Raw genomic sequence first — 24,315 nt, 5'->3', positions numbered from 1 at the left:
TGTTTAAAGTTATCTAATACTAGCAAACCGATATGAATTTATGATGATTTAAATATGAAATATATTTCATATTTAATCTAAAAGTCTCTCAAATGACTCCTTTGTCATTGGTTTGTAAAAATAGTAGCCTTGAATTTTTACACTGTTGTGTTTTGTGACACTTTTGAGTGTTGCAGCATCTTCAACTCCCTCTATAACAATAGTAAGATGCAGTGTTTTTGCCAAATAGACAATCCCTTCAAGTAGTTCTTGTGCTCTTACATCATCTAAAAGATTATCAACAAATTTTTTATCTATTTTTATAGTATTGATTGGATAGTCTTTAATGTAAGACAATGAAGAGTACCCTGTCCCAAAATCATCCAAAGAAAACTTAAAGCCTAACTTTTTAATAAGTTCCATAGTGCTAAAAATAAGATCATTGTTTTGAGCAAAAACACTCTCTGTTATCTCAAAATAGATTTTTTGAGGGTTGATTGATGGATACTTCTGTAATACTCTTTTTAAAAATGGGATAAAGTTTTCATCATAAAACTGTAAGATGGAAAGGTTTATGGAAACTACATTTTTAAAGCCTCTTCGCTCTATCATCTCAAAAACCTCTTCTATAATCATATAAGTAACATCAAGAATCATCCCATTACTTTCAAGTTTGGCTATAAACTTAGCAGGGGAGATTATTTCTCCATCTCTCTCCCATCGTAGTAGTGTCTCAACGCCGTAGAGTGCTTCTGTTTTTGGCTCGACTATAGGCTGGAAATATACTCGAAATTCTTTGTTTTGTACAGCATCTCTTAGTTGAATATCTAACAATGTTTCAGATTCTTGTTTTTCATACATTTTTTTATTAAAATAGATGTATTTTGCTTTTCCTGAATTTTTTGCAGCATACATCGCAACATCAGCATATGAGAGTATCTTTTCCCTTGATTCATTTTGGTGGTCTGAGACATATATACCGATAGATATGGAGGTAAAGATAGTATGCTGGTCTATATAGATGGGTTTTTGCATAGTATCTAAAATTTTATTTGCGATATTGCCAGGTACTGTTGGATTTTTGATATTTTGAAGCAGTATAGCAAACTCATCACCACCAAGTCGTGCAAGTATATCGTTGGAGCGAATATGTGTTTTCATCCTTTTTGCAATAATCTCTAAAAGTTTATCTCCCGTTGTATGTCCATAAGTGTCGTTAATATTTTTAAAATTATCAACATCAATAAACATCACTGCAAAGAGTTCATTACTCTTAAGACATTTGCTTATACACTTCTCTATCTCCTCTTGAAACATTTTTCGATTTGGCAGATTTGTTAGTTTATCATAATTTATTAAAATTGAAAGTTCCTGGAAAGTAGTTTGTAGCATTGCTATACTGTTGTTAAGCATCTGGGACATTTTTCCTAATTCATCTTCTGATGTAACACGAATACGCTTAGAAAAATCTTCATGAGAAATGGTAGCAAGTACGTCATTTATCTGCTTAATTGGTTCTATAATAGAATTCATGAGCATTTTTGCAAAAAAACCACTTAAACCCACTATAACTAAAATAATAAGCTGAATTATAATAACTTGCTTACTGAAAATCTCATCAGAGTGTTGGTGTCTCAGTTTTGCTCTTTGTATCTGGTATTCTGAGAGTTCATTGAGTGCTTCTCTTGCTTGACGAAACTCAAAAATAGCCTCTTTGTAGAGAATTGGCTCAAGCTCATTTTCACTTTTTTTTAAAAGATATGGATAGATTTTTTCATAAATAATGGAAAGATATTCGTGAAAATTTACTTTAAATTTTTCAAGTTCTAAAAGTTCTTCATTTGAAAGTCTTGTATTATCATAGCTATCTAACTCTTCTTCAATTCTTTTTACTTGCTGAGATATGATTTCTTGGTGATGTATAATTTCTAAAGGATCTTTAGCATCAAGAAGTCGTAAACTTCTATCTCGAATCCTATAAAGAGCCCCCTTAAGGTGTGATATGTTTTCTAAAGGGATCACTTCTTGAGTATAAATATTACTTACTCGTTTATTTATCTGAGAAGATTGCCATAAACTCCATTCTCCAACTATAAATATAAGAAATATCAAACCTCCAAGAGTTACATAGAGTCTAGTTTTAAGCTGAACTTTTCCAAACATTGTTTCACATCCTCCAATAAAGTAGTCACTTTTAATACTTTAACATATGAATGTGAAATTATTATTATTTTTTCAATGTAACTTTAACTCTTTTTCAAGATATTCACCGGTGTAAGAGCCTGTTTTTTTATGGTTCTTTGCCAACACTTCCGGGGAACCTTCCGCTATTATGAGTCCCCCGCCGCTGCCGCCTTCAGGACCCATATCTATAATATAATCGGCATTTTTTATCATATCAAGATTATGCTCAATGATGAGCATAGAGTTACCGAGTTCGACAAACTTATGCAGTACATTTGTCAATCTGTCAACGTCGGCAAAATGCAAACCTGTTGTCGGTTCATCCAGAATATAAAGCGTTTTTCCTGTATCTTTACGGCTGAGCTCTTTTGAGAGTTTGATTCTCTGCGCTTCTCCGCCTGAGAGCGTTACGGCATTTTGACCCAAAGTTATATAGCCAAGTCCTACATCGACAAGTGTTTTCATTTTTTGGTGTATCTTAGGAATAGGTTTAAAAAATTCAAAAGCCTCATCCACACTCATGGCAAGCACATCGGCGATGGTTTTTCCTTTGTAAAAAACCTCCAGAGTCTGCTGGTTATAGCGTTTCCCGCCACAGGCATCGCATTTGACCATAATATCAGGCAAAAAGTGCATTTCTATCTTGTTTTCACCCTCTCCCTGACACTTTTCACACCGACCGCCTTTGACATTAAAAGAGAATCTTGATGCCGTATATCCGCGAATCTGACTCTCTTTTGTCTGAGCAAATAGGTTGCGGATTTCATCCATAACACCGGTATAGGTTGCCGGATTACTCCTTGGAGTACGCCCTATCGGGCTTTGATCAAGATATATCACTTTATCAACATGCTCTAATCCGTTTATTTCTACACCTGCTACTTTATTGACTTTTCTGGCATGATTTAACAGTTCTCTTGCCGTCGGAAGAAGTGTCTGAAGCATCAGAGAACTTTTTCCGCTGCCGCTGACTCCTGTGATGCAGACAAAGTTGTTGAGCGGAATTTTAGCACTCAGGTTTTCAATATTGTTAATAGTGACATTTTTGATTTCTATCCATTTTTCCTGCGGACGTCTGTAAAAATACTCGATTTTTTTACGTCCGTAAAGGTAGTCAGCTGTAAGTGTTTTTGCTTTTTTCAATTTTTCCAGTGTTCCGCTGAAAACAACTTCTCCGCCGAATTTTCCCGCACCGCTTCCTATGTCTACTATAAAGTCTGCATTTTCTATGGTCTCTTTGTCATGCTCAACCACGATAACGGTGTTTCCTTTTTCCTGCAGGCTTCTGAGTGTTCGGATAAGTTTCAAGGTGTCTCTTTCATGAAGTCCTATACTCGGCTCATCCAACACATACATGACACCTGTAAGTCCCGAACCGATTTGTGAAGCTATTCGTATGCGTTGTGCTTCTCCTCCGCTTATGGTTCTGGCATCACGACCCAAAGTAATGTAGCCAAGTCCTACATCATAAAGAAAGAAAAGTCGTTCTTTGATTTCGTTTAAAATAGGCTCTGCTATCATTCTTGACTGTCTGTCGAAATAGGAAAAGTTCTCATCATTGGCAAAAAATTCATAGGTTTTGGCAATCGGCATTTCGAGAAGCTGTGCTATTTTTGTATCAGCCACTTTCACTGCCAAAGATTCGCGTTTGAGCCTGTGCCCGCCACAGACATCACAGACCTTTTCACTCATATAGTCTGCAAGTTCTTTTTCGTCTTTAAGCATATCATAGGCTATACGGATAATACCCGGGAATATTCTTTTTACTTTATGGTTTTTCCACAAAAACTCTACTTCATCTATATTACCGTGTAAAATCGCTTTTTGCTGGTGCAATGGCAATTCAGAATACGGTACGGTAACGTCAATGTCATTATGTGCACAAAAACCCTTTAAAAAGGTAAAATAGTAACCTTTGTTAAAACCGTAAACAATTTTAACAGCACCTTTTTCAATACTCAGATCACTGTCAATAATCTTGTCAATATCAAGTGCATAACGTATGCCAAGACCGTCACATTCAGAACAGGCGCCTTTTGGAGAGTTAAAAGAGAAGCTCAAAGGTTCAAGCGGTTCAAAGCTTATTTTACAGTCAAAACAGGCGTTATGTTCCGAATAGTGAATATGCTGAGGGCAGCCGAGTTCTTCATAGTTGAGTATTTCCACTTCCAGTTCGCCGTAGCTTTCTTTGAGCGCTTTTTCCACATCTGATGCGATTCGTTCTTTGTTCTCTTCTTTGACAATCACTCTGTCAACAACTACTTTAATCGTATGCTTTTTTGTTTTTGAGAGTTCTATCTCTTCATCCAGACGTACCATAACACCGTCAATCTGAGCACGGACATAGCCTTTATGCACAAGTGACTCAATCAGGTCTGCGTAGGCACCTTTGTTCTCTCTTACAAGCGGTGCCATCAGGACAAGTTTTGCTCCCTCAGGCAGCTTTGCAACTTCGCCAATTATATCCGAAGCCGACATTTGAGAAATCTTTTTGCCGCATTTATGACAGTACTGAATACCGACACGGGCATACAGCAGTCGAAAATAATCATATATTTCCGTAATTGTTCCGACAGTTGAACGCGGATTTTTTGAGGTTGTTTTTTGATCTATGGCTATAGCAGGTGTGAGCCCCTCTATTTTGTCAACATCAGGCTTGCCTACACGGTCTAAAAACTGTCTTGCATACGAAGAGAGTGATTCCATGTAGCGGCGCTGACCCTCTGCATAGAGCGTATCAAAAGCCAGAGTAGACTTCCCGCTTCCACTGAGTCCAGTCATCACAATCAATTCATTTTTAGGAATTGTCAAATTGATATTTTTTAAATTGTTTTCGCGCGCGCCGGTGATTTTAATTACATCTTTTTTTTTCATTTATACCTCAAAAAATTCTATAGAGCAAATATATTACAATAATCAGATAAAGAACAGTTAAGAGTTTTTTTTGCAGAGATACATTTAAGATATGATGCTTTAAATGTATGCCTGCATACACACCTGCCAATGATGCCAACCCTATAATGATTCCACTTGTATAATCAACATGCCCGTGCAGTGTATGCGATATCAACCCCGAAACAGATGAAAAAACAACAAAGAACAGTCCTGCTGATGTAGCTTTTTTCAAAGGTACATGTAAAAACCCAACAAGTATAGGGACAAGAATCAGACTCCCGCCTACCCCTATGGACATGCTTATTGCCCCTATGACAAAACCTGTGACAAAAAGCACTGCCTTGTTTACTTTCTTTTCGTGTTTATAGTCATGTGTTTTCATAAAAAGGCGAATAAGTGCAAATGCAGCAAATGCCAAAAAGACCATTTCCAAGGTCTGGTCACTGAAACTTGCCGTAATATTACCGCTTAAAAGGGCACCGGTAAAACCGCCAAGTCCAATAATAACAACCATCAGGACATCAAGTGTTCCTTTTTTATTATTCAGATAGCTGCCGTAAACAGAGCTGAAAACCATCTGAATAACCGAAATGCCTATGGCAATTTTTGTTTCATACCCAAGCAATAGCAGCAGTGGCACCAGAATTGTTCCACCGCCTATTCCAAAAAGCCCGGACAGCAAACCGACAAAAGTACCAAGCAAGATTAATTCAATCATTATTATCCATAACTTTTTTGGAATTATACCCCAATATAAATAATAGTTTAATTTTACTTTGTGTTTCATTCAAGTATAATCTATGAATTATAAGAAAGGTAGATAATGCTAGAGAGCTTAAAAGAAGCAGCAAAAAACTTTTGCATACATCAAATCGGCGCTTCATGCGAAATAAAAGATGCCCCGACAAACAAGAGAACACTTATTGCTTACATAGATGTACAAACTCAAGACCAGAAACGCTACAGAGTTTATATAGCTTCTGACAATGATTTTATGCAGAAAGTTTCAAAACTGTTTTTAGAAGAAGAAAAAAGTGATGAAGAGACGCTCAAGGAAATGACACTTGAAACTGCCAATCTTATTATAGGAAGCGCCAAAGTCATTGCTGAAGGACTTGGAATCTCATATACAATGGGAACGCCTCATTTTGCAAAAGTCGGAGAATTTGACTTTAGCTTTGATGAGCGCAAAGTCGTTCATATAGACAATGCCGAACTCATTATTGCCATTAAGGAATTAGATGCCTGATACAAAAAAATTTGACCTGCAAGAAGAACTTTCATGGATGGACTACTCCGGTATTTTAGACATGGAAGTTGAATTTATTGCTGATCTGGGAGAGACCGAGTTGAGTGTTGCAGAAGTTTTAAAGCTTGAAAAAGGATCTATTATCGATTTAAAAAAACCGGCAGGAGAGAGTGTTGAGTCTTATGTCAACGGACGTATTATAGGAAAAGGAGAAGTGATGGTTTACGAAAAAAACCTCGCTATCCGTATCAATGAAGTGCTGGATTCAAGTGCTGTACTCTACTACCTGTCAAAAGAGAGATTATGATTAAAATTTTATTACTTTTTATTCTGCCGTTTTCCCTGTATGCTTCAAAAATTTTAAGCTATAATATTTATGAAAGAACTGACAGAGCCGATGTCATGATTACTTTTGATACACCTTACACCGGGCAGATAAAGCAGAGTATCAGTAAATCAAAAATCATCATAAAACTTGAAGATGCCACGATAGAATCACCAAAAATAAAAAAAGTCTCTTCCCGGTATTTACACTCATTGACTATCACACCTCTTAACAGTGAAACCCTGATTGTTGCTTCTATATCTCCATCAACAAAACTTATTGCTTCAAAAACATCTGACGGCTACGGATTGAGATTGCGCTTTACAAACAAAACAGCTGTAAAATCATCAACTTTTAAAAAAGCATCATCCTCTTCTGTAAATTCACTCAGTGCATTGCCGACAAAAAAGGATGACGCAATGTCTTCAAGTTATTATATTGTGGTTGCGATTTTAATCCTTGGAATTCTTATACTTTTATATATCAAGAAAAAAATGAAACCTCTCCCTGCTAATACGGAAACATCAAATAACAACTGGCTCTTTAAAGACACAAAAAAATCCCCTTTACAAAATGACAACACTGATATGACAGAACAAAATGTCAGTATACGGTTTCAAAAAGCCATAGATGAGAAGAACAGTGTTGTTATGCTTGACTTTGGCAATCAAAGCTACCTGGTTCTTATGGGTAACGGCAATATACTTCTGGACAAATTTACAGATAACAAGCCGGCATCCCAAAAGGAGTTTGATGAGATTTTACAAAGCAGACATGAAGATTTAGAAAAATTTTTAGGTAAATCGCAAACATCACAAAAGCAGGAACCTCTTCAGGCATACAAAGAAAGAGCTGCAAACATAGCCTATGAAATGCAGTAAAAAACTAATTTACGTTTGGTTTTTGACTCTCTCTTTTAAAACGTTCTTTCAGTAGTTTTTTAATTGTATTGACCTGAGATATACTTAACAAATAGCTCTCATTCATCAATTTATTGATATGAAACACTTCTGTTACAGTAATTCCGTAAGGATCTTTTTTTTCTTTCACAACTTTCCCGTCATTAAAACTGTACAGATAAAGATTCTTACGGGTTGTCTGTATGTAGTACGTCACTACAATCTCATCAGAATGTTTCTTTTCCAATGCAACAACTACCCGTTGTTCTTGCGAATATTCACCCTCTTTTAACTGCAGTATGTTTTTCATATCTTTTACAGTCAAAAAACCGACATAAAATTTATTGTATAAATCATGATATCTTTGTACTTTTTCAGTCATCAAGAAATTCATATCTATGACATATTTTTTATTTGCACGTATTGTTTTGGTAATCCAGCTCATGGTATTATAATACCTGAACGGATGAAGTTTCAGCATGTGTGCTTCTATCATTTTCTTGGAATTTATTTTGTCTTTTGGCAAAAGTTTTTGTTTGTCGAGTTTTGTAATATATTCTAAAACTTCTGCAGCCGAGAACTCTTTTGTAAACCATACTTTACAGTATGACGGAAACTGCTTGGCACCTGTGGCACCTTCATTTAAGATAATTAATGATTTAATTGTGTAGTTTGGAAAGATAATTTCCAAAAGTGCTTTTTTCTTTCTCAGCCTGCGACGCAATTTCAATACAGACTTTACCAGTGTCATTTCAACAAAATAGAGTTCATTGTTTTTTGTCAAAAACATTGCATCAAATTCACTGATTTCACGGCTTTTTGTTCTGTAGACTATTTGTTCTTTCTCGCTGATGGAAAGAGTATTTGCATAGGCTTTGCATTTTCCCTGATGAAAACCCTTGAGTACAAATTTTGTTATATAGTCATTCTCCTGGGCGTAACGCAAAAGCTTCTCATAAATAAAATTTTCATACACTTCCCCTTCAAAGGAACGGTAGGAACTCAAATAGGAAGGATCATCCAGTTCAATGCCTTTTTTAATTAAAGAGAGTAAATGTTTTGTATTATAAACATAATGGAGTAGATTATCCGCTATGTCTTCTTTTTCTAAATTTTTAATTGCCGGAGAAATTTCTAACATCAGAGTGTCATCTCACTGTTTTTAAAGAAGTCATCTATGACTGAACGGTATGTTGCTATATCATCAATTGAGTTTACTTCATTTCTCAAAACTGATGCACCTCGATAGCCTTTCGAATAGGTATGGGTATGCTTTCTAAACATTGCAACACCATGCTGTCCGTAAAACTCTATCATTTTGTCAAAATGTTCCATAATAATTTCATGTTTAAGACTCTGTTCGATAGATTCTGCACCGGTTTTAAGCTGATGAAATATCCACGGAGCCCCTACTGCACCGCGACCTATCATAACCCCGTCAGCACCAGTATGTTCAAGCACCCATTTGGCTTTTTCATAAGAGTCTATATCTCCGTTGGCAATCACCGGGATATCTACAGCCTCTTTTATCTCTCTTATTGCATCATAATCAACAGCTGCTTTAAACTTGCCGGTTCGTGTTCTTCCATGCACTGCAATAAAATCTGCACCGCTGTCCTGTACGACTTTTGCAATATCTACATGGTTTTTCTTTTCAAAGCCCAATCTTATTTTAACACTGGTCATATTTTTATTGGAAGTATTTTTAATAGTTTTTATTATATCTCCCATTAGAGGAAGGTCCAAAAGAAGAGAACTGCCACTGCCGTGACCCACAACTTTGGGTACAGGACAACCACAGTTCAGATCAATAATGTCAATTCCATCCTGTTCGTTTAGTATTTCAACCGCACGACGTACAATATCAACATCAGCACCTGCAATTTGTACAGAATACGGATCTTCCAAAGAAGATTTTTCCAGCATATGCAGTGTTTTTTGTGAACCGTGAGCCAGAGCATTTGAACTCAACATTTCACTGACAGTCAAATCTGCTCCAAATTTTTTCACCACACTTCTAAAAGGAAGATCAGTAAAACCCGCCAATGGGGCTAATACATATAATGGCTTGTCAAAGGAGAGTTTTGTTTTTTTCATTATTACAGAAACATATCTATACTAAAGTTTTGTCCACACTCTTTAAGCGCACGATAAGCCTTAAAGTTCTGATACTCATCAGGCTGAGAATTGTCAAGAATAGCATTGGCCGGTGCTATCATTTCAAGGTCATAAAGCGTATAAAGATACGCATCCACAGCATCTTCATCTTCTTCAGACAATATTTCAAAAAGTTTTATTCTCTGTTCCGGAATCATACCGCCTTTAGATAGAATCGAAGAAATTTCAATATAGTCTTTCTTGCTGAGATCAAGTTTTTTAAATAAATCTATAAGTACTTCATTGCTGATTTTCAAAATATTTTCATCAGCATTAATTCTTGAAAGGATTACATGTAAAGCCTCTTTTGTTAAAAAGGATTTATATTTTTCAATACCGCTCAATGGTGCGGTTTTGACATAATCCACATAAACCTCTTTACATATACTGTCATCATATTTGGTACAGTTTGCCAGAATATTTTCTGCACTTATCTGACCTTTTTTGTATCTGTTTCTTTCGTTTTGTATCACAAGTTCATTGTCAGACGGTAAATTGTATGGTTTAAGATCCACAACTTCACCGTTTTTGACATCTTGAATAATACGCAGTACTTTTTCAATTTTTTCGTTATTTATTTTTCCTATAATCTCTCCGACCGGGTGCATCTCACTATTTTGCAAAAGCGTTCCCAATAGAGTATATCTATCGGTTTTAAATGTATAGTTTCTCTCTTTTTTTCCCAGGTAGGCATCAATAACAGCATTAATAAGTTTTTCATAATCTTTTTCATATTTACGTAATCGAAAATTACCGATAATTGAATAGAATGTCATATGTGCCACGCTTGCAAGGTATAGGATAAATATCGGTATGATTACCCATAAAGCAATAGAGAGTGACGGCATAGGAATGCCAAACAGATCTATACTCATGCTTTCCTGTGTTACATATGCGTAAACATACCAACCGACAAGTCCCATCCAAACCAATGCAGCTACTGTGTACCTTTTAATATACATTCTCCAATCCTTTATTTAGATTTCTCTACTATTTCTCTACAGTCAATGCAGTATGCAGCATGCGGTTTTACTTTCAGTCTTTGAAATCCTATTTCATCTTCACACATTTCACAAACACCATAACCACCGTTTTTAATTTTAGAGAGTATTTTTTCAATCTCATCCAATTCCTGCTTTTGCTGCTCTATTATAGCACCTTCTACCATAGAATTGTTATTTGCCGAAGCATGATCGCCTTCATCATTTAAATCTAACGAACTCAGTTCACTTAGTTCTGTTCGGACACCCTGAATGTTTTTCTCTATCTGTTCTTTTCGACTCAGTAGTAACTCTTTAAAATATTTTAACTCACTTGCTTGCACTTATATTTCCCTTTTATTTATGATATGGATGATTGCTCAGTATAGCAAAACCTCTATAGATCTGTTCCAATAAAACCGCCTTGGCAATTTTATGACTCATTGTTATTTTGCCTAAACTGACAACAGCATTGCTTTGGTCTAAAAAATCTTTTTCAAAACCATATGCTCCGCCTATAAAAAATTTTACAGACATTTTATCATTTAGAAGCTTACTAAATTCAAAACTGTCTACTAGTTTTCCATCTGGATGCAAAGTTATACAGAAATCTTTCCCAATATAAGCTTCTAAAGCTTTGGTATATGCTTTTTGAGCGGCCTGTGGGGAAATTGTGTGTGCTTTTGTTACATCTTTTGAAAAAATCTCCGTATCTTTTACAGTTGCAAACCTTGATATCATTTTTGTCAACTCTTTATACAGCGGATCGTAAAGTGTTTTTTCTCTTTTTGCTATAGAGACGATTTCTATATTCATTGGAGTAAGCCGCTCCCGATTACATTGTATGTTACATGTTCAAATGAATCATTAAGTTTCACACCGCCTATAGCAGCGACATGGTGTCTGGATTTTGAGGCAATGGTATCCAGGGTATCTCCAAGAAGGCTTGATACATCTTTTTTTGTATCAGTATTTCTGTATGCGCCAAGTCCGATATAGTTTAAATCCATTGCATTTGCCTGCAAAACTTCTTCTTCATTATGCGTTGAAATACCTAAAATTTTGTCTTCATTTATAACACTTCGTAAAATTTTGACTGCCTTGAATACATCTGTATCTATAGCTTTAAGATCTTCCTGCCCTACATGCACCCCATCGCAGAATTCAACAAGCTCATAGGCATCATTCACTATCAAAAAACCGTCATAAAGTTTTCTGATTTTTATCAATTGTGCTTTAATAAAAGCGATGTCTGCATTTTTATTTCGATATTGTATAATTTCAGCATTCTTCTTTTTTGCAATACCTATAAAGGATTCTAAAGAAATTCCTTTTTTATCAAGCATGTCCTGATCACATAACGCATAGAGTCTCATATCAGTCTTTTTTCAGTAAAGTCAGCATATCAGAGAGGGTTTTTTTCAACTTGTTTCGATTGACAATCATATCAATGGAACCGTGTTCTAGTAAAAATTCAGCTCTTTGAAATCCCTCAGGCAATTCTGAACCAATAGTCTGCTCAATAACTCTCTGTCCTGCAAAACCGATCAACGCTCCCGGTTCAGCTATAATAATGTCACCAAGGTTGGCAAAAGAGGCACTCACCCCACCCATCGTCGGGTCCGTAAGCACAGAGATAAAAGGCAGTTTGTGATTGGAAAGTTTTGCCAGTGCCGCCGAAGTTTTACTCATCTGCAGCAGTGAAAAGGTTGATTCCTGCATTCTTGCACCACCTGAGGCACTGAGTATGATCAAACCCTGCTTTTTCTCAATAGCTCTCTCAGCCGCGCGAACAATTTTTTCACCCTCAACTGAGCCCAAAGAACCGCCCATAAAAGCAAAATCAAAAATGACAAGCTGTACATCAACCCCGTTCATTTTACATTCACCGCTTACTACTGATGATTTTCTTCCTGTTTTTGCATAGGCTTCTTCAAGACGTTTTTTATAAGGTTTTTTGTCAACAAACTTCAACGGATCCACAGGTTCCAATGAAGCATCATACTCTACAAATGTTCCCTCGTCTGCAAGCATGTTGAGTCTCTCTTTTACACCTATACGGATATGATACCCACATTTTGGACATACATAGTTTTGGTTCTCAACTTCTTTGTAGTACATAAGAGAGTGACATGATTTGCATTTAATCCAATGAGACCCTGCTTCGGCTTTTTCCGGTTGTTTATTGTCAAATGTTTTTGTAAAAAGGTTTAGTAAATTCAAAAAAAATCCTTAAATTATATAAATAGACTCTATTATAGCAAATTAATGTTGATTTTAAAGAATTTTTGAAAATATTTTTTTCAGAAGAAAGGCAGATTTACTCATCAAAAACAAGTAAATCTGCTTGAATTTATTGCAACAAAGAGTCTATAATGCTTCTTGCTGCCTCACGACCGTCAAAAGCCGCAGTTACAACTAAATCGGCACCACGAAAACAATCGCCTCCGGCATATATACCGGGTGTTGTTGTTTCGTATGTCTCTTCATTCACAATAATCCCACCCCATGAATTTGTCTCTATGCCGTTTTCAGCTAAAAACGACGGCACAACAGGATCAAATCCAAGTGACATTATAACCACATCTGCATTCACTCTGAATTGTGAACCTTTTACCTCTTCCATGCGTTGACGGCCTGAAGCATCTTTGGCACCCAGAGTTGTTTTTACAACTTCTACCGCCACTGCACGTCCTTCCTCATTTAATATTATCTCTTTGGGTGCTACAAGAAATGTAAAATCAACACCCTCTTCCATCGCATTTTTATACTCTTTTTTACTGCCCGGCATGTTTTTTTCATCTCTGCGATACAAACATGTAACAGATTTTGCACCTTCTCGTTTTGCAGTTCTTAAACAATCCATCGCCGTATCACCTCCACCGATGACCACAACATTTAAATCTTTAAAATCAAATTTTTTATCATACGGCTGTTTAAAATTCTTTCTTTGTATGTTTGTAAGATAATCCATTGCCTTGTAGACATTTGGTGCATTTTCACCTGCGATACCCGCACTTTTTGCTTTTGTTGCACCAACGCCTATAAACATTGCATCATGTTCGTTTGCAATAGTTTCAAACTCTATATCACGTCCCACTTCACTGTTGAGCACAAGTGTCAATCCGGCCTCTTCCAAAAGTTTCACACGTCTCTCAACTACTTTTTTATCGAGTTTGAAATTTGGAATACCGTATGTCAAAAGACCGCCTGCACGGTCACTTTTTTCATACATGGTTACAGCAATGCCTGAACGCAAAAGATAGGTAGCAGCAGAGAGTCCTGCTGGACCGCTTCCGATAACAGCCACTTTTTTATCTGTTGTTATTCCAGGAAAATCCGGTGTATATCCTGCTTTAAATCCTGCTTCAGTAATGTGTGTTTCAACAGAACCGATGGTAATCGCCCCGTGCCCGTCATTTAATGTACAATCCCCTTCACAGAGTCTGTCATGCGGGCATACTCTTCCCATGACTTCAGGGAAAGGAGAAGGTTCATTGGAGAGTTTAAAAGCAAATTCCAAATCTTTTTCGGCAATAGATTTGAGCCATTGAGGAATATAATTGTGCAAAGGACATTTGTTTAAACAAAACGGATCGCCGCACTGAATACATCTGTCACTCTGTGTTGCTGCCTCATCTTTATCAAAGACTTCGTAAATTTCACCAAAATCTTTTGTTCTGTCAACAACCAGTCTTTTTGCCGGGTCAATTCTCTCAGTTTTTAGGTATTCGCGCATTTTAGTCTCCGTTCTCTAGATTAAGAGGTAATTTTGTTAAATTTTTAGGTTTTACCAGCCAGAAGTTTCGTACTTCCACTCTAAAGTTTTCCAGTAAATCTTCAGCTTTTTTGCTCTTTGTTTCTACTACATAATCTTTGAGCAGGCGTTTGAGGTAGTGTCGTGCTTCATCTCCCTCATCTGTATCAATTCTTACAGCTTCCACAAGTTCACTGTTTACATTTTCAATAAAATCATGATCTTCATCATAGACAAAGCTCACGCCTCCTGTCATTCCTGCACCAAAATTAATACCGGTACGTCCCAGAATGACAACAACACCGCCTGTCATATATTCACAGGCATTGTCTCCGGTCCCCTCAACAATAGCAAAGGCTCCGGAATTACGTACTGCAAAACGCTCTCCGACACTGCCTGAAATATAAAGTTTTCCGCCGGTAGCACCATAAAGACAGGTGTTACCGCCTGCTGAAAATTCTTCACCCTCATTTTTGGAAGTAATAATGATTTTTCCTCCGTGCATACCTTTGCCTATATAATCATTTGCAACGCCGTCAAGATAAATCGAAACACCCGGAATTAAAAACGCACCAAGTGCCTGTCCGGCTACACCGCTGAGATTCATTTTGATTGTATCCGGCTTCAGTCCTTCATCCCCGTAGTATTTCGCAATTTCTCCGGATATCAAAGCACCAAAACTTCTGTGGATATTTTGGATTTCTCTTTTGATGCGTATCGGGTATTCAGGATGTTTAATCGCATTCATCGCCTCTTTGAGAACATCTTTTTCAAATTTGTTATCATCAAAAGGCGGATTAAACGGCTGTTGATGCGTATTGACACCCTCTTCTCTGTGCAGGATTGCCGAGAAATCAAATTTCTTGGCAAATTCATCGTCTTTGACACTCAGCAGGTCCACACGGCCTATCATTTCCTCCATGGTTCTGTACCCAAGTTCTGCCATAATGGCTCTGATATCTTCGGCCAAATATGTAAAATAATTGATTACCTGATCAACATGTCCTTTAAAGAACTCTTCACGAAGTTTTTCGTTTTGTGTTGCAATACCTACAGAACATTTATTAACATGACAAATACGAAGCATTTTACAGCCTACAATAGTCAAAACACCTGTACCGAAAGCAAAAGACTCAGCACCCAGTAAAGCAGCTTTAACAACATCAAGTCCTGTTTTTAGTCCACCGTCTGTCTGTAATTCTACAAGTCCACGCAGATTATTTGCCTTAAGCGCATTATGTGCTTCAGACAATCCGAGTTCCCAAGGATTCCCTGCAAATTTGATAGAGGTCAGCGGAGCGGCACCGGTACCACCGTCTCCTCCTGAAATAATAATTTTATCAGCATAGGCTTTTGCCACACCCGCAGCAATGGTGCCTACTCCGACAGTAGATACAAGCTTGACAGCGATTCTTGCCGCAGGATTGACCTGCTTCAAATCAAAAATCAACTGTGCCAAATCTTCAATAGAATAAATATCATGGTGCGGCGGCGGTGATATGAGTGTCACGCCGGGAACAGTATGACGAAGCTTTCCGATAAGGGCAGTAACCTTATGTCCCGGGAGCTGTCCGCCTTCACCCGGTTTTGCACCCTGTGCAACTTTAATCTGAATCTCCTCTGCACTTCTCAGATACGCCGGAGTAACACCAAAACGGCCTGAAGCGACCTGTTTGATTTTGGAAACTCTCTCTGTGTTGTATCTTGCTTTGTCCTCTCCGCCTTCTCCTGAGTTTGACTGTGCTCCGATTCTGTTCATTGCAATGGCAATTGTTTCATGGGCTTCAGGAGAAATGGAACCGAGACTCATAGCAGCGGATGCAAAACGTTTGAAAATCGCTTCTTTCGGTTCAACTTCTGATATATCAATCGGTTTTCTGTCTGATTTCAAGTCAAAGAAATCACGAATAAATTTCAATCCGCGCTTGTTCACAAGGTTTTTCAACGTATCAAAATTTTCCTGTGTAGGGTGTTTTGAAACAGCATGAATTGCATGAATGACAGCAGGACCGAAATCATGATGTTCCTGATTTGTATAAAACTTATAGTAGCCACCGATATTCAAAGGAAATATTTTGTTAAAACCGTTTGTTTTAAAAGCATCTTTATGGGCTTTTTGCAGTCTTTCGTCTATATCTTCATAGGTAAGTCCGCTGAGCGTACAATGCGATGTTGCAAAGCACTCTTTTACTATGGTTTTATCCAGTCCCATTACATCAAAAAGACCGGAATTTCTGTAAGAGGCAATTGTTGCAATTCCCATTTTGGACATAATTTTCAAGAGTCCGCTGTTGAGTGCAGTGTGTACAGATTTATAGGCTTCAGAAAATGTCATATTTAACGCTTTTGATTTTTCAAGCTGGTTTGCCACTGTTGCGAACAATACATAAGGATGGATTGCCGAAGCACCATATCCAAGGAGTACTGCAGCACTGTGCGAATCAATGACTTCTCCCGTAGTAGCAATAATAGAAACCAAATGACGAATCTTTTCGTTCAGTAAAGCAAAGTTCAAACGGCCTATGGCCATTGCCATCGGAATAACTTTGTTGTCCTTGTCAAATCCGCTGTCATCCAAAATGACAATGCGTGTTCCTTCATTTTTAACCGATGCTATGACTTTTTGAACCAATGCTTCCAAAGAGGCTTTCAAATCGCTTATATAGGTGGTTGAAAATGTGGCATTTTTATAAAATTCCTGATATCTTGGAGAGGAATCATTGCCAAAAGACTTGAGCACTTCTAACTTTTCAGTCGTTATTATCGGAGAAATAGACTTCAGCCTGTGCGCATGTGACGGAATTTCATCCAGAATATTATGCACTTCACCAAAACCGGTATTTAAGCTCATTACAACTTTTTCACGAATAGGATCAATTGGCGGATTGGTAACCTGTGCAAATTTTTGCTTGAAAAAATCAGTAAAATTACGCTGTTTTTTAGAAAAAGCTGCAAGAGGTGTGTCATCACCCATAGAACCCACGGCTTCTTTTGCCTCTTTTACCATTGGTTCGATTACCTGTTCAATAACTTCCTGCGTAACATTAAAATATCTTTGTTTGGCAATCAAATCTGCCTCATCAACTTCTCTGCATACAACATACTGCTCTTCCACATGTTCCTGCAAATAAATCATATGTTCATTCAGCCACTTCATATACGGATTGGAACCTTTTAAATAATCATCAATTTCCTGACTCTTCAGAAGCTTGCCAAATTTCAGATCAAGTCCTATCATTTCCCCTGACTGCAGACGTCCACGCTCTTTGATCTCTTCTTCGGGAATATCTACAACACCGTACTCGGAAGCTATCAGAAGGTTGTCATCTTTTGTTACGATGTATTTTGATGGACGCAAACCGTTTCTGTCAAGTACACAGCCTATATATCGTCCGTCTGTTACTGAAAATGCAGCCGGACCGTCCCATGCTTCAAATACAGTTGAATGATATTCATAAAAAGCTCGTAATTCAGGATCCATATGCGGTGCATTCTGCCATGCCGGAGGAATCACTGCACGGACAGCTTTGAAAAAGTCCATACCGTTTACAATTAAAAATTCAAAAAAGTTATCGGCTGAAGCACTGTCAGAAGCACCGGGCTGCAGGATAGGAAGCAGTCTTTTAATTTCTTCGTCGCTGAATACTTCGCTTTTTATTGATTCAGATTTTATAGCCACATTAATGCGGTTGGCTTCAACAGAGTTGATTTCTCCATTATGCGCTACAGCACGAAACGGCTGTGCAAGACGCCATTCAGGGAGTGTATTTGTTGAAAATCTTTGATGAAAAAGTGAAAAAGAGATTTTAAAATTTTCATTCTGCAGATCTTTGTAAAATTCTTTGATATGCGTAGGCATAACAAGCCCTTTATACGATAGCACTTTCGAACTCATAGATGCTATATAGAAATCTCTTTCAGAAATCATTTCATGTTCTGCTTCTTTGCGTGAAAGATATAAAAGTGCATCAAATCTGTTTGTGGCCATGATTGAATTAGGAACAATGAAAAGCTGTACGATGTGAGGCAGTGAGGCCAGTGCCTGGTCTCCTAGAGCATTGGTGTCAATTGGAACATCACGGTGTAAAACCACTTTTAAATCATTGTTGTTACAAATAGATTCCAGTGTCTGCAAATGCTTTTTTTCTTTGGTAAAAACTACAGCTACTGCAAACTGAGACGGTAATTCTATACCTTTTTCTTTTGCTTCATTTTTAAGAAAATCAGTCGGCATGGAAAGCAGTAAACCGCTTCCGTCCCCCGTTTTTCCATCTGCAGCAACAGCACCACGGTGCATCATGCGTTCAAGCGCAGTCACTGCATCATTGAGCACTTTGTGTGAAGGTTTGTTTTTGATGTTGGCGACAAGACCAAAACCGCAATTATCCTTAAATGATCTTAATAAATCATGATGTTCAACCATTTCAACTCCCAAATTTGTAAATTTTATATGCAAAACATATAAATTTAATCTCTTTTTAAAGAAACTTAGTCTATTTAGACAAAGCATGTAAATTATACTTTCTTTTGGTTTAAATAAGCATAATAAGTGTAAAATATTTTAAAAAAAATTAAAAAGTGTGTATATAGGAAGCAATTAGGTGCAAGGTTTTATCATTAATTTAAATCGCGTCAAAGACGAAGATTTAATAGTAAATATTTTATCTCAAAACAGCTTAGATACCCTTTACAGATTCTACGGTGCACGCCATGGTGTGATAAATATAGGTTTTAAAATTGATTATGAAGTCGAAAACTCGGCAAAATCCACTATATCAAGACTTAAAGATGTTATACACATTGGATACAGCTGGATAAATGATTATAATCTTTTGCGATTATGGCAGGATTTTTTAGGGCTTTTCTATAAGCACTTGAAAGACTCTGAAGATATTGGTTCTTTTTATTTTGATTTAATTGAGGAAGCTTCACAAAACTGGAACAGACAAAACCCCAAACGCGTAGCTATTGAAGCCTATACCAAACTTTTGGAGCATGAAGGACGGCTGCATAAAGATATGCACTGCTTTTTATGTTCCAAAAAAATTGATGGGGATGTCTCGCTCTTGCGTGCATATCTTCCAACGCATGAACAGTGTTCGCATACGCTCGCAATCAACAAAAAAGGACTAAAAGAACTCTTTGAAAACAAATCTTCTCTTTTTTTAGGCAACCAGGAAGTAAATCGGCTCTGGAATGTTCTGCTTGAAGGTTTATAATTTACATATTTTGTTGTATTCTACTATCATGCCATGATATCGGGCATATATAAGGTTTAAATCTTTACATGTAAAGGCCTCTTTTATGCCTGATTCCAAAAATTCTTTATACTGCATATAATTTTTAAACTCTATGTCAAAACTCTTTAACAGCCTTTTTGTATAACTGTCTACAACCATCTCATCTCTAAAACAGGCATAACAGAGAATAGCGTCCGCACTCTCCTGTCCGATGCCTTTTTGCAGCAAAAGCCACTCTCTTGTTACTTCTTTTTGAAACTGTTCAAAAGTGCCAAACTCTGCTTTGATATTATTTGCCAATGCTAAAAGTCTCGGTGCCTTTTGATTATAAAATCCGCTTGGACGAATCTTTTCTTTTAGCCTCTCTACATGTAAAGCGGCAAAGCGGTCCAGATCCAAAAATAATTCCAGATTTTTCAAAGACTTTTCAACATTTTTCCATGTCGTGTTTTGTGTTAGAATTGCACCGACAACAACTTCAAAGGTTCCCGCATTGGGCCACCACAATTTCGGCGAATACTGCAACAGGTTTTTTGCTTCTAAAAATTCATATATCTGCAGAGAATTTGTGTACATGTAAACCTTTATCTAAATGGGTACTTCTAAAAACCTAACATCTCTTTCTTGCCACAAGAGAGGCTACACGGGTATCTTCGCCTCGCAGATTCACTTCGTCTTTTTCTTCATAGTAGATAATATCAAGCCCGATAAAAGCATGCAGCAATTCATTTGTACGCAAAAGGTATTCAGGGTTTGCCGGCTGATTAAAATCGCCGTGTGCCACAATAAAAGTTTCAAAAATCAACAGGCCGTTCGGCTTGAGAGCTTCTTTGATCTGCGGCAACAACCTTCTGCTCAAATAGTTAATATTGATAATGAGATCGTACGTATTTTTCTCTAAATTATAACTGTCCAGGTCAGCTTCTATTTTATTTATTTTCTCATCATCTTTTATCTGAGAAAGTGCATAATCACTAAAATCCACAGCATCAACTTCAAAACCTTTTTCTGCTAAAAAGTGCGTATTTCTGCCAATTCCGCAGGCAATATCCAGGGCTCTGTCTCCTGCTGCACAATCTATATACTTTTCAACTATCGGTTCTACATTTTTTCGCATCGGCTTCTCTACATGGCGAATATTCCAACGTTCTTTATCTTCTATCATTCTCAACCTTTCTTATCTTAAGAGTTTCGGAGTTACTCAGCATAAACTTTATATGCTATTATATTGAAATTTTTTTGTATACACCTTGAACCGATAAAACAAACATATATTATTTTCAGGAAGCTTTAGTATGAAATTTTTTTTATTTTTATTTGTTTTCTTACTTTGTGTGCTCCGTGCCGAATCCACAGATACAAATTCATCGTATCTTGATACTGCGCATAAAATAATTTCTGACAAAGTCACAGGCTATTCAGACACCCTTGATCAGACGATCAGCAAACTGTTCACAGGAAAAAAAGCACAAAATAGCTATGATGATTTTTTAAAAATGAAAAATATTTCAATGAAACAGAAAAATCATTTGTCAGTGTAAATCTAAATACACAATTTCAGTCAAAATACAAAGAAAAAAGTACCCTGAACATAAATGCCAACATTGCCCTCAAAAGAACAAATCAGAAGCTTAATCTTTTTATCTCAGGCATCAATGAAAAGAAAAACATAATAGACAAAAATGCTGCCACAGAACTTGGTCTCAACTATTTCAGATCAGACAGTTACGAGATCCAAAGCAGGTATTCCATTGGAATCAGAGGCTTTTATCCGTTTGTCAGAGCACGATATTATAAAGTTTTTATTGCAAAAAACTGGAAAATCGAACCTATGCAGATTTTTGAGTATTCGAGTAAAGAGAGTTTTACAGAAAGAACTTTCATCTATTTCGACAATACACTTACAGACAGATCACTGTTAAGGCTCACCTTACACAGAGAAACAAAAACAAAGGTAAAGGGAATGGACTATGATATCTCGGCACAATACTATTGGAACTTTAACAAAAAAAACATCCTAAGTATATCTGAAATATTTTCCGGTAATACAGAATATACAACAGAACAGTCTTCTAAAAAGTACAGCGGTATAAATAATTATGCTACAGTTTTGACTTTTAGAAAAAACATATGGAAAAAATGGTTTTTTTATCAGATCAGTCCCTCTGTAAACTTTCACAAGGAAAACAGTTACAAAGCAAATTATGCAATTGCATTTTTAATAAATCTTTATTTTGGCGATTTTGACTAAAAGGAGACCGTTCCAAACTCAGCATCAATTTTATAAATACCTTCTGCATTTTCACACAAGCCAGAGCATAATCACAAAAAGATTTTTCTTGAAACCTTTTGTTCTATCTCTCTTTGTCTTCCAACATTACAAACTCCTAATAAAAGCAATCAAATCTTCTTTTTTTAATGGTTTTGAATAATAGTATCCTTGAAATATATCACATCCGTATTCTCTAAGTTTATCAACCTGTTCTTTACTCTCTGTGCCTTCAGCCAAAACATCCATGGAAAAATTTTTACCAATATTAATAATTGTTTTGACAAGATTTTTATCTTTGTTTGAATACAACAGTTCATCAACAAAGGCCTTATCAATCTTTAGTTCATTGATTGGAAGTTTTGTTAAAATGCTTAATGATGAATACCCTGTACCAAAATCATCTAAAGAGATTGAAATACCTTCTGCCCGTATCGATTTAAGTATCGGCAAAACACAGTCCAGATCTTCTATAGGCAAACGCTCCGTTACTTCCAAAGTAAGCAACGATGGATCAAACTGCACTTTACGAATCACTTTCAGAAGATTTTTGAGAAAATGATTCTCCATAAGTTGAACAATAGAAACATTGACAGAGAGCTGAAATGTCCTGCCGAGTTCTGCATATATTTTTTTTATCTCTACAAGAGAGCGATTTGTGATATAGTTGCCAAGTTCTAAAATCAATCCGCTTGCTTCTGCAATAGGAATAAAATCTTCAGGAGAGACAAAGCCAAGTTTTATATTTTCCCATCGTACAAGTGCTTCTACTCCATGGAGTGTTCCGTCTGCGGCTATTTGCGGTTGATACACCATATAAATTTCATTTTTTTGCAAAGCACTTCTGAGTTCTTGTTCAATTATCATATTTGCATTGTTTTTTTCTTGCATCTCTTTTGTAAAAAAAGCATAAGAATTTTTTACTTTTTTTGCCTCATACATAGCCATATCTGCTAACGAGAGTAAAGTGTCAAAATCATGAGCATCGTCAGGGTATACAGACACACCGACACTCGCACCCAATCTTACTTCTATATCATCTACAATATAAGGCATTGAGATAATTTCTATCATCTCTTGCAAATTTTTATCTTGAGAATTATTTATAATGATAAATTCATCCCCGCCCTGTCGTGCTACCAAATCTTTTTCTGTAAAGAAAGTCCGCAGTCTCTTCGCAATAATAACAAGTATTTTATCTCCAAAAATATGCCCGAAAGTATCATTAATATTTTTAAAATTATCAAGATCAATAAAAATAATCTGTGCGCCTTTTTGCATAACAAACTTACCTGAATGATAAATATTTTCATAAATAAATGCCCTGTTTGGCAAATTTGTCAATAAATCATGCGTCGTTTTAAAGAGTAAATCACGCTCTTTTGCATTTTCATACTTTTCCATCGATTTAAACAAAAAGTAAAATAGAAGCATCATAACAATATAAAGTAATACCAACAAAGCAATATCTTTATATATCTCTTGCGTTATAGCACTGTTGTAATGATATACACTTATCCAAACTTTGTATTTTTTATCATAATAAAGAGCTCCGTTTATAGGTCTTCCTTGCATATCTTTTGAAAAAAAAGAAAAAATTCTAGCACTGTTTTTTAATTCTTGCAGCGTAATATGATTCATTACTAATATCTGATTTACAACGGATGTGCATATATTTTTAGGGCAGGATTCGCCATAAAGAATTTGTGCGTCGGCATTGCCTTTTTTATTTGAATAAAAAAGACGATAATAGCCGTCAGAAAATTTTTTAATCAGCAGCACATCTTCATCAGGTTCTGTTTCAAAACCGGAAAAAAGATTTTTTTTCTGTGTATTAATTATAGCAATAGCCATGACACCGACAACTCTGCCATATTTATCACGAATTGCTTTTCGCAATGGTAAAATCCATTGTCCAAGCGGTTTAAAAAAGAAACTTCTTCCAATCACTAAATGGTGACTTCTGAGTGTTTCTTTGAAAGAACTTTTTGCTTCTTTGATTTGCAAAGCATTTATTTTCTTTCCATGAAGTTCTTTATTCGAAATAAGCAGATTTCCTTTTGGATCAAGATATCCAAAACCTATAACTGCAGGGTTCATCTCTTGTAATGTATCGAAAATTTTTGTTTTTTCTTTAGGGTCTTTTGAGATATGAGGATTAACAACTGTTGTTCCCACAACTTGCAGCATCGTCTCGGATTGTACTAAAAAATCATGAAAAATTTTTGTAACATTTGCAGTATCCTGCTCATTTTTTTTACGTACAATATTTTGCAACTCTGTATATTTTGTATATGTAAAAGCAGCAAATACTACTGCAGCACTTATCATAATTACATAAAAGATAGTCCATTTATTTTTTACTATATTCATAATATTTA

General features: G+C 36.4%; 21 protein-coding genes. 6 read left to right on the top strand and 15 right to left on the bottom strand.

The window, feature by feature from the left end:
* Positions 1 to 72: 72 nt before the first annotated feature.
* The 3 genes from ETP70_RS05305 to ETP70_RS05295 all read right to left on the bottom strand — a co-directional run bounded on the left by ETP70_RS05305 (position 73) and on the right by ETP70_RS05295 (position 5,776).
* Positions 73 to 2,142, bottom strand: coding sequence for an EAL domain-containing protein (locus tag ETP70_RS05305; protein WP_151900204.1), 2,070 nt, complete (start codon positions 2,140 to 2,142; stop codon positions 73 to 75).
* A gap of 72 nt (positions 2,143 to 2,214) precedes the next feature.
* Positions 2,215 to 5,037, bottom strand: a complete 2,823-nt coding sequence (uvrA, locus tag ETP70_RS05300; protein ID WP_151900203.1) for an excinuclease ABC subunit UvrA — start codon at positions 5,035 to 5,037, stop codon at positions 2,215 to 2,217.
* 7 nt (positions 5,038 to 5,044) lie between these two features.
* Positions 5,045 to 5,776, bottom strand: coding sequence for a sulfite exporter TauE/SafE family protein (locus tag ETP70_RS05295; protein WP_151900202.1), 732 nt, complete (start codon positions 5,774 to 5,776; stop codon positions 5,045 to 5,047).
* A 105-nt stretch (positions 5,777 to 5,881) separates the two neighbouring features.
* On the opposite strand from ETP70_RS05295, the gene ETP70_RS05290 reads away from it, so the two are divergent.
* From ETP70_RS05290 to ETP70_RS05280, 3 genes are read left to right on the top strand one after another with little or no spacing between them, the layout of a single operon-like run.
* Entirely contained in the window at positions 5,882 to 6,307 is a 426-nt protein-coding gene (locus tag ETP70_RS05290; protein WP_151900201.1) for a chemotaxis protein CheX, read from the top strand.
* Positions 6,300 to 6,614 (top strand): flagellar motor switch protein FliN, encoded by a 315-nt coding sequence (fliN, locus tag ETP70_RS05285; RefSeq protein ID WP_151900200.1) that lies wholly within the window; start codon positions 6,300 to 6,302, stop codon positions 6,612 to 6,614. The genes ETP70_RS05290 and fliN overlap by 8 nt, the downstream gene beginning before the upstream one ends.
* On the top strand, positions 6,611 to 7,513 hold the full coding sequence (locus ETP70_RS05280; protein WP_151900199.1) for a hypothetical protein: 903 nt from the start codon (positions 6,611 to 6,613) through the stop codon (positions 7,511 to 7,513). The genes fliN and ETP70_RS05280 overlap by 4 nt, the downstream gene beginning before the upstream one ends.
* Positions 7,514 to 7,517: 4 nt before the next feature.
* On the opposite strand, the gene ETP70_RS05275 is transcribed toward ETP70_RS05280, so the two are convergent.
* The 9 genes from ETP70_RS05275 to gltB all read right to left on the bottom strand — a co-directional run bounded on the left by ETP70_RS05275 (position 7,518) and on the right by gltB (position 18,848).
* The gene (locus ETP70_RS05275; protein ID WP_151900198.1) at positions 7,518 to 8,672 is read right to left on the bottom strand and encodes a hypothetical protein; all 1,155 of its coding nucleotides are present in this window, start codon (positions 8,670 to 8,672) and stop codon (positions 7,518 to 7,520) included.
* The gene (gene dusB / locus ETP70_RS05270; protein ID WP_151900197.1) at positions 8,672 to 9,628 is read right to left on the bottom strand and encodes a tRNA dihydrouridine synthase DusB; all 957 of its coding nucleotides are present in this window, start codon (positions 9,626 to 9,628) and stop codon (positions 8,672 to 8,674) included. Before dusB ends, ETP70_RS05275 begins: the two co-directional genes overlap by 1 nt.
* Positions 9,629 to 9,630: 2 nt before the next feature.
* Positions 9,631 to 10,650 (bottom strand): hypothetical protein, encoded by a 1,020-nt coding sequence (locus tag ETP70_RS05265; protein WP_151900196.1) that lies wholly within the window; start codon positions 10,648 to 10,650, stop codon positions 9,631 to 9,633.
* Positions 10,651 to 10,661: 11 nt separating this feature from the next.
* The gene (gene dksA / locus ETP70_RS05260) at positions 10,662 to 11,012 is read right to left on the bottom strand and encodes an RNA polymerase-binding protein DksA (protein ID WP_151900195.1); all 351 of its coding nucleotides are present in this window, start codon (positions 11,010 to 11,012) and stop codon (positions 10,662 to 10,664) included.
* Positions 11,013 to 11,025: 13 nt separating this feature from the next.
* On the bottom strand, positions 11,026 to 11,484 hold the full coding sequence (locus tag ETP70_RS05255; protein ID WP_151900194.1) for a 23S rRNA (pseudouridine(1915)-N(3))-methyltransferase RlmH: 459 nt from the start codon (positions 11,482 to 11,484) through the stop codon (positions 11,026 to 11,028).
* A complete protein-coding gene (locus ETP70_RS05250; RefSeq protein WP_151900193.1) occupies positions 11,481 to 12,044 on the bottom strand; it encodes a thiamine phosphate synthase in 564 nt (187 codons plus the stop codon). The genes ETP70_RS05255 and ETP70_RS05250 overlap by 4 nt, the downstream gene beginning before the upstream one ends.
* A 1-nt stretch (position 12,045) precedes the next feature.
* Positions 12,046 to 12,891: an acetyl-CoA carboxylase, carboxyltransferase subunit beta gene (gene accD / locus ETP70_RS05245; protein ID WP_151900192.1), complete on the bottom strand. Its 846-nt coding sequence runs from the start codon at positions 12,889 to 12,891 to the stop codon at positions 12,046 to 12,048.
* 130 nt (positions 12,892 to 13,021) lie between these two features.
* Positions 13,022 to 14,407, bottom strand: a complete 1,386-nt coding sequence (locus ETP70_RS05240) for a glutamate synthase subunit beta (protein ID WP_151900191.1) — start codon at positions 14,405 to 14,407, stop codon at positions 13,022 to 13,024.
* A gap of 1 nt (position 14,408) precedes the next feature.
* Positions 14,409 to 18,848, bottom strand: a complete 4,440-nt coding sequence (gene gltB, locus ETP70_RS05235) for a glutamate synthase large subunit (RefSeq protein ID WP_151901508.1) — start codon at positions 18,846 to 18,848, stop codon at positions 14,409 to 14,411.
* 178 nt (positions 18,849 to 19,026) lie between these two features.
* Between gltB and recO the strand changes: the two genes are divergently transcribed.
* Positions 19,027 to 19,644, top strand: coding sequence for a recombination protein RecO (gene recO / locus ETP70_RS05230; RefSeq protein ID WP_151900190.1), 618 nt, complete (start codon positions 19,027 to 19,029; stop codon positions 19,642 to 19,644).
* Here recO and ETP70_RS05225 read toward each other — a convergent pair.
* On the bottom strand, positions 19,639 to 20,241 hold the full coding sequence (locus ETP70_RS05225; protein ID WP_151900189.1) for a 3-methyladenine DNA glycosylase: 603 nt from the start codon (positions 20,239 to 20,241) through the stop codon (positions 19,639 to 19,641). The genes recO and ETP70_RS05225 overlap by 6 nt on opposite strands.
* A gap of 34 nt (positions 20,242 to 20,275) precedes the next feature.
* Positions 20,276 to 20,830 carry a class I SAM-dependent methyltransferase gene (locus ETP70_RS05220; RefSeq protein ID WP_151900188.1) on the bottom strand — a complete coding sequence of 185 codons (555 nt, stop codon included), beginning with the start codon at positions 20,828 to 20,830 and terminating at the stop codon, positions 20,276 to 20,278.
* Between the two features lie 130 nt (positions 20,831 to 20,960).
* Here ETP70_RS05220 and ETP70_RS05215 point away from each other — a divergent pair, with 130 nt between their 5' ends.
* A complete protein-coding gene (locus tag ETP70_RS05215; protein WP_151900187.1) occupies positions 20,961 to 21,206 on the top strand; it encodes a hypothetical protein in 246 nt (81 codons plus the stop codon).
* A gap of 290 nt (positions 21,207 to 21,496) precedes the next feature.
* Positions 21,497 to 21,916: a hypothetical protein gene (locus ETP70_RS05210; protein ID WP_151900186.1), complete on the top strand. Its 420-nt coding sequence runs from the start codon at positions 21,497 to 21,499 to the stop codon at positions 21,914 to 21,916.
* Positions 21,917 to 22,042: 126 nt separating this feature from the next.
* On the opposite strand, the gene ETP70_RS05205 is transcribed toward ETP70_RS05210, so the two are convergent.
* Positions 22,043 to 24,307 carry a bifunctional diguanylate cyclase/phosphodiesterase gene (locus ETP70_RS05205; protein WP_151900185.1) on the bottom strand — a complete coding sequence of 755 codons (2,265 nt, stop codon included), beginning with the start codon at positions 24,305 to 24,307 and terminating at the stop codon, positions 22,043 to 22,045.
* Positions 24,308 to 24,315 lie beyond the last annotated feature (8 nt).

The organism is Sulfurimonas hydrogeniphila (genome assembly GCF_009068765.1).
Classification (GTDB): Bacteria; Campylobacterota; Campylobacteria; order Campylobacterales; family Sulfurimonadaceae; genus Sulfurimonas; species Sulfurimonas hydrogeniphila.
The sequence above is the reverse complement of the archived record's forward strand: the minus strand, read 5'-3'. Positions and strand labels throughout refer to the sequence as shown.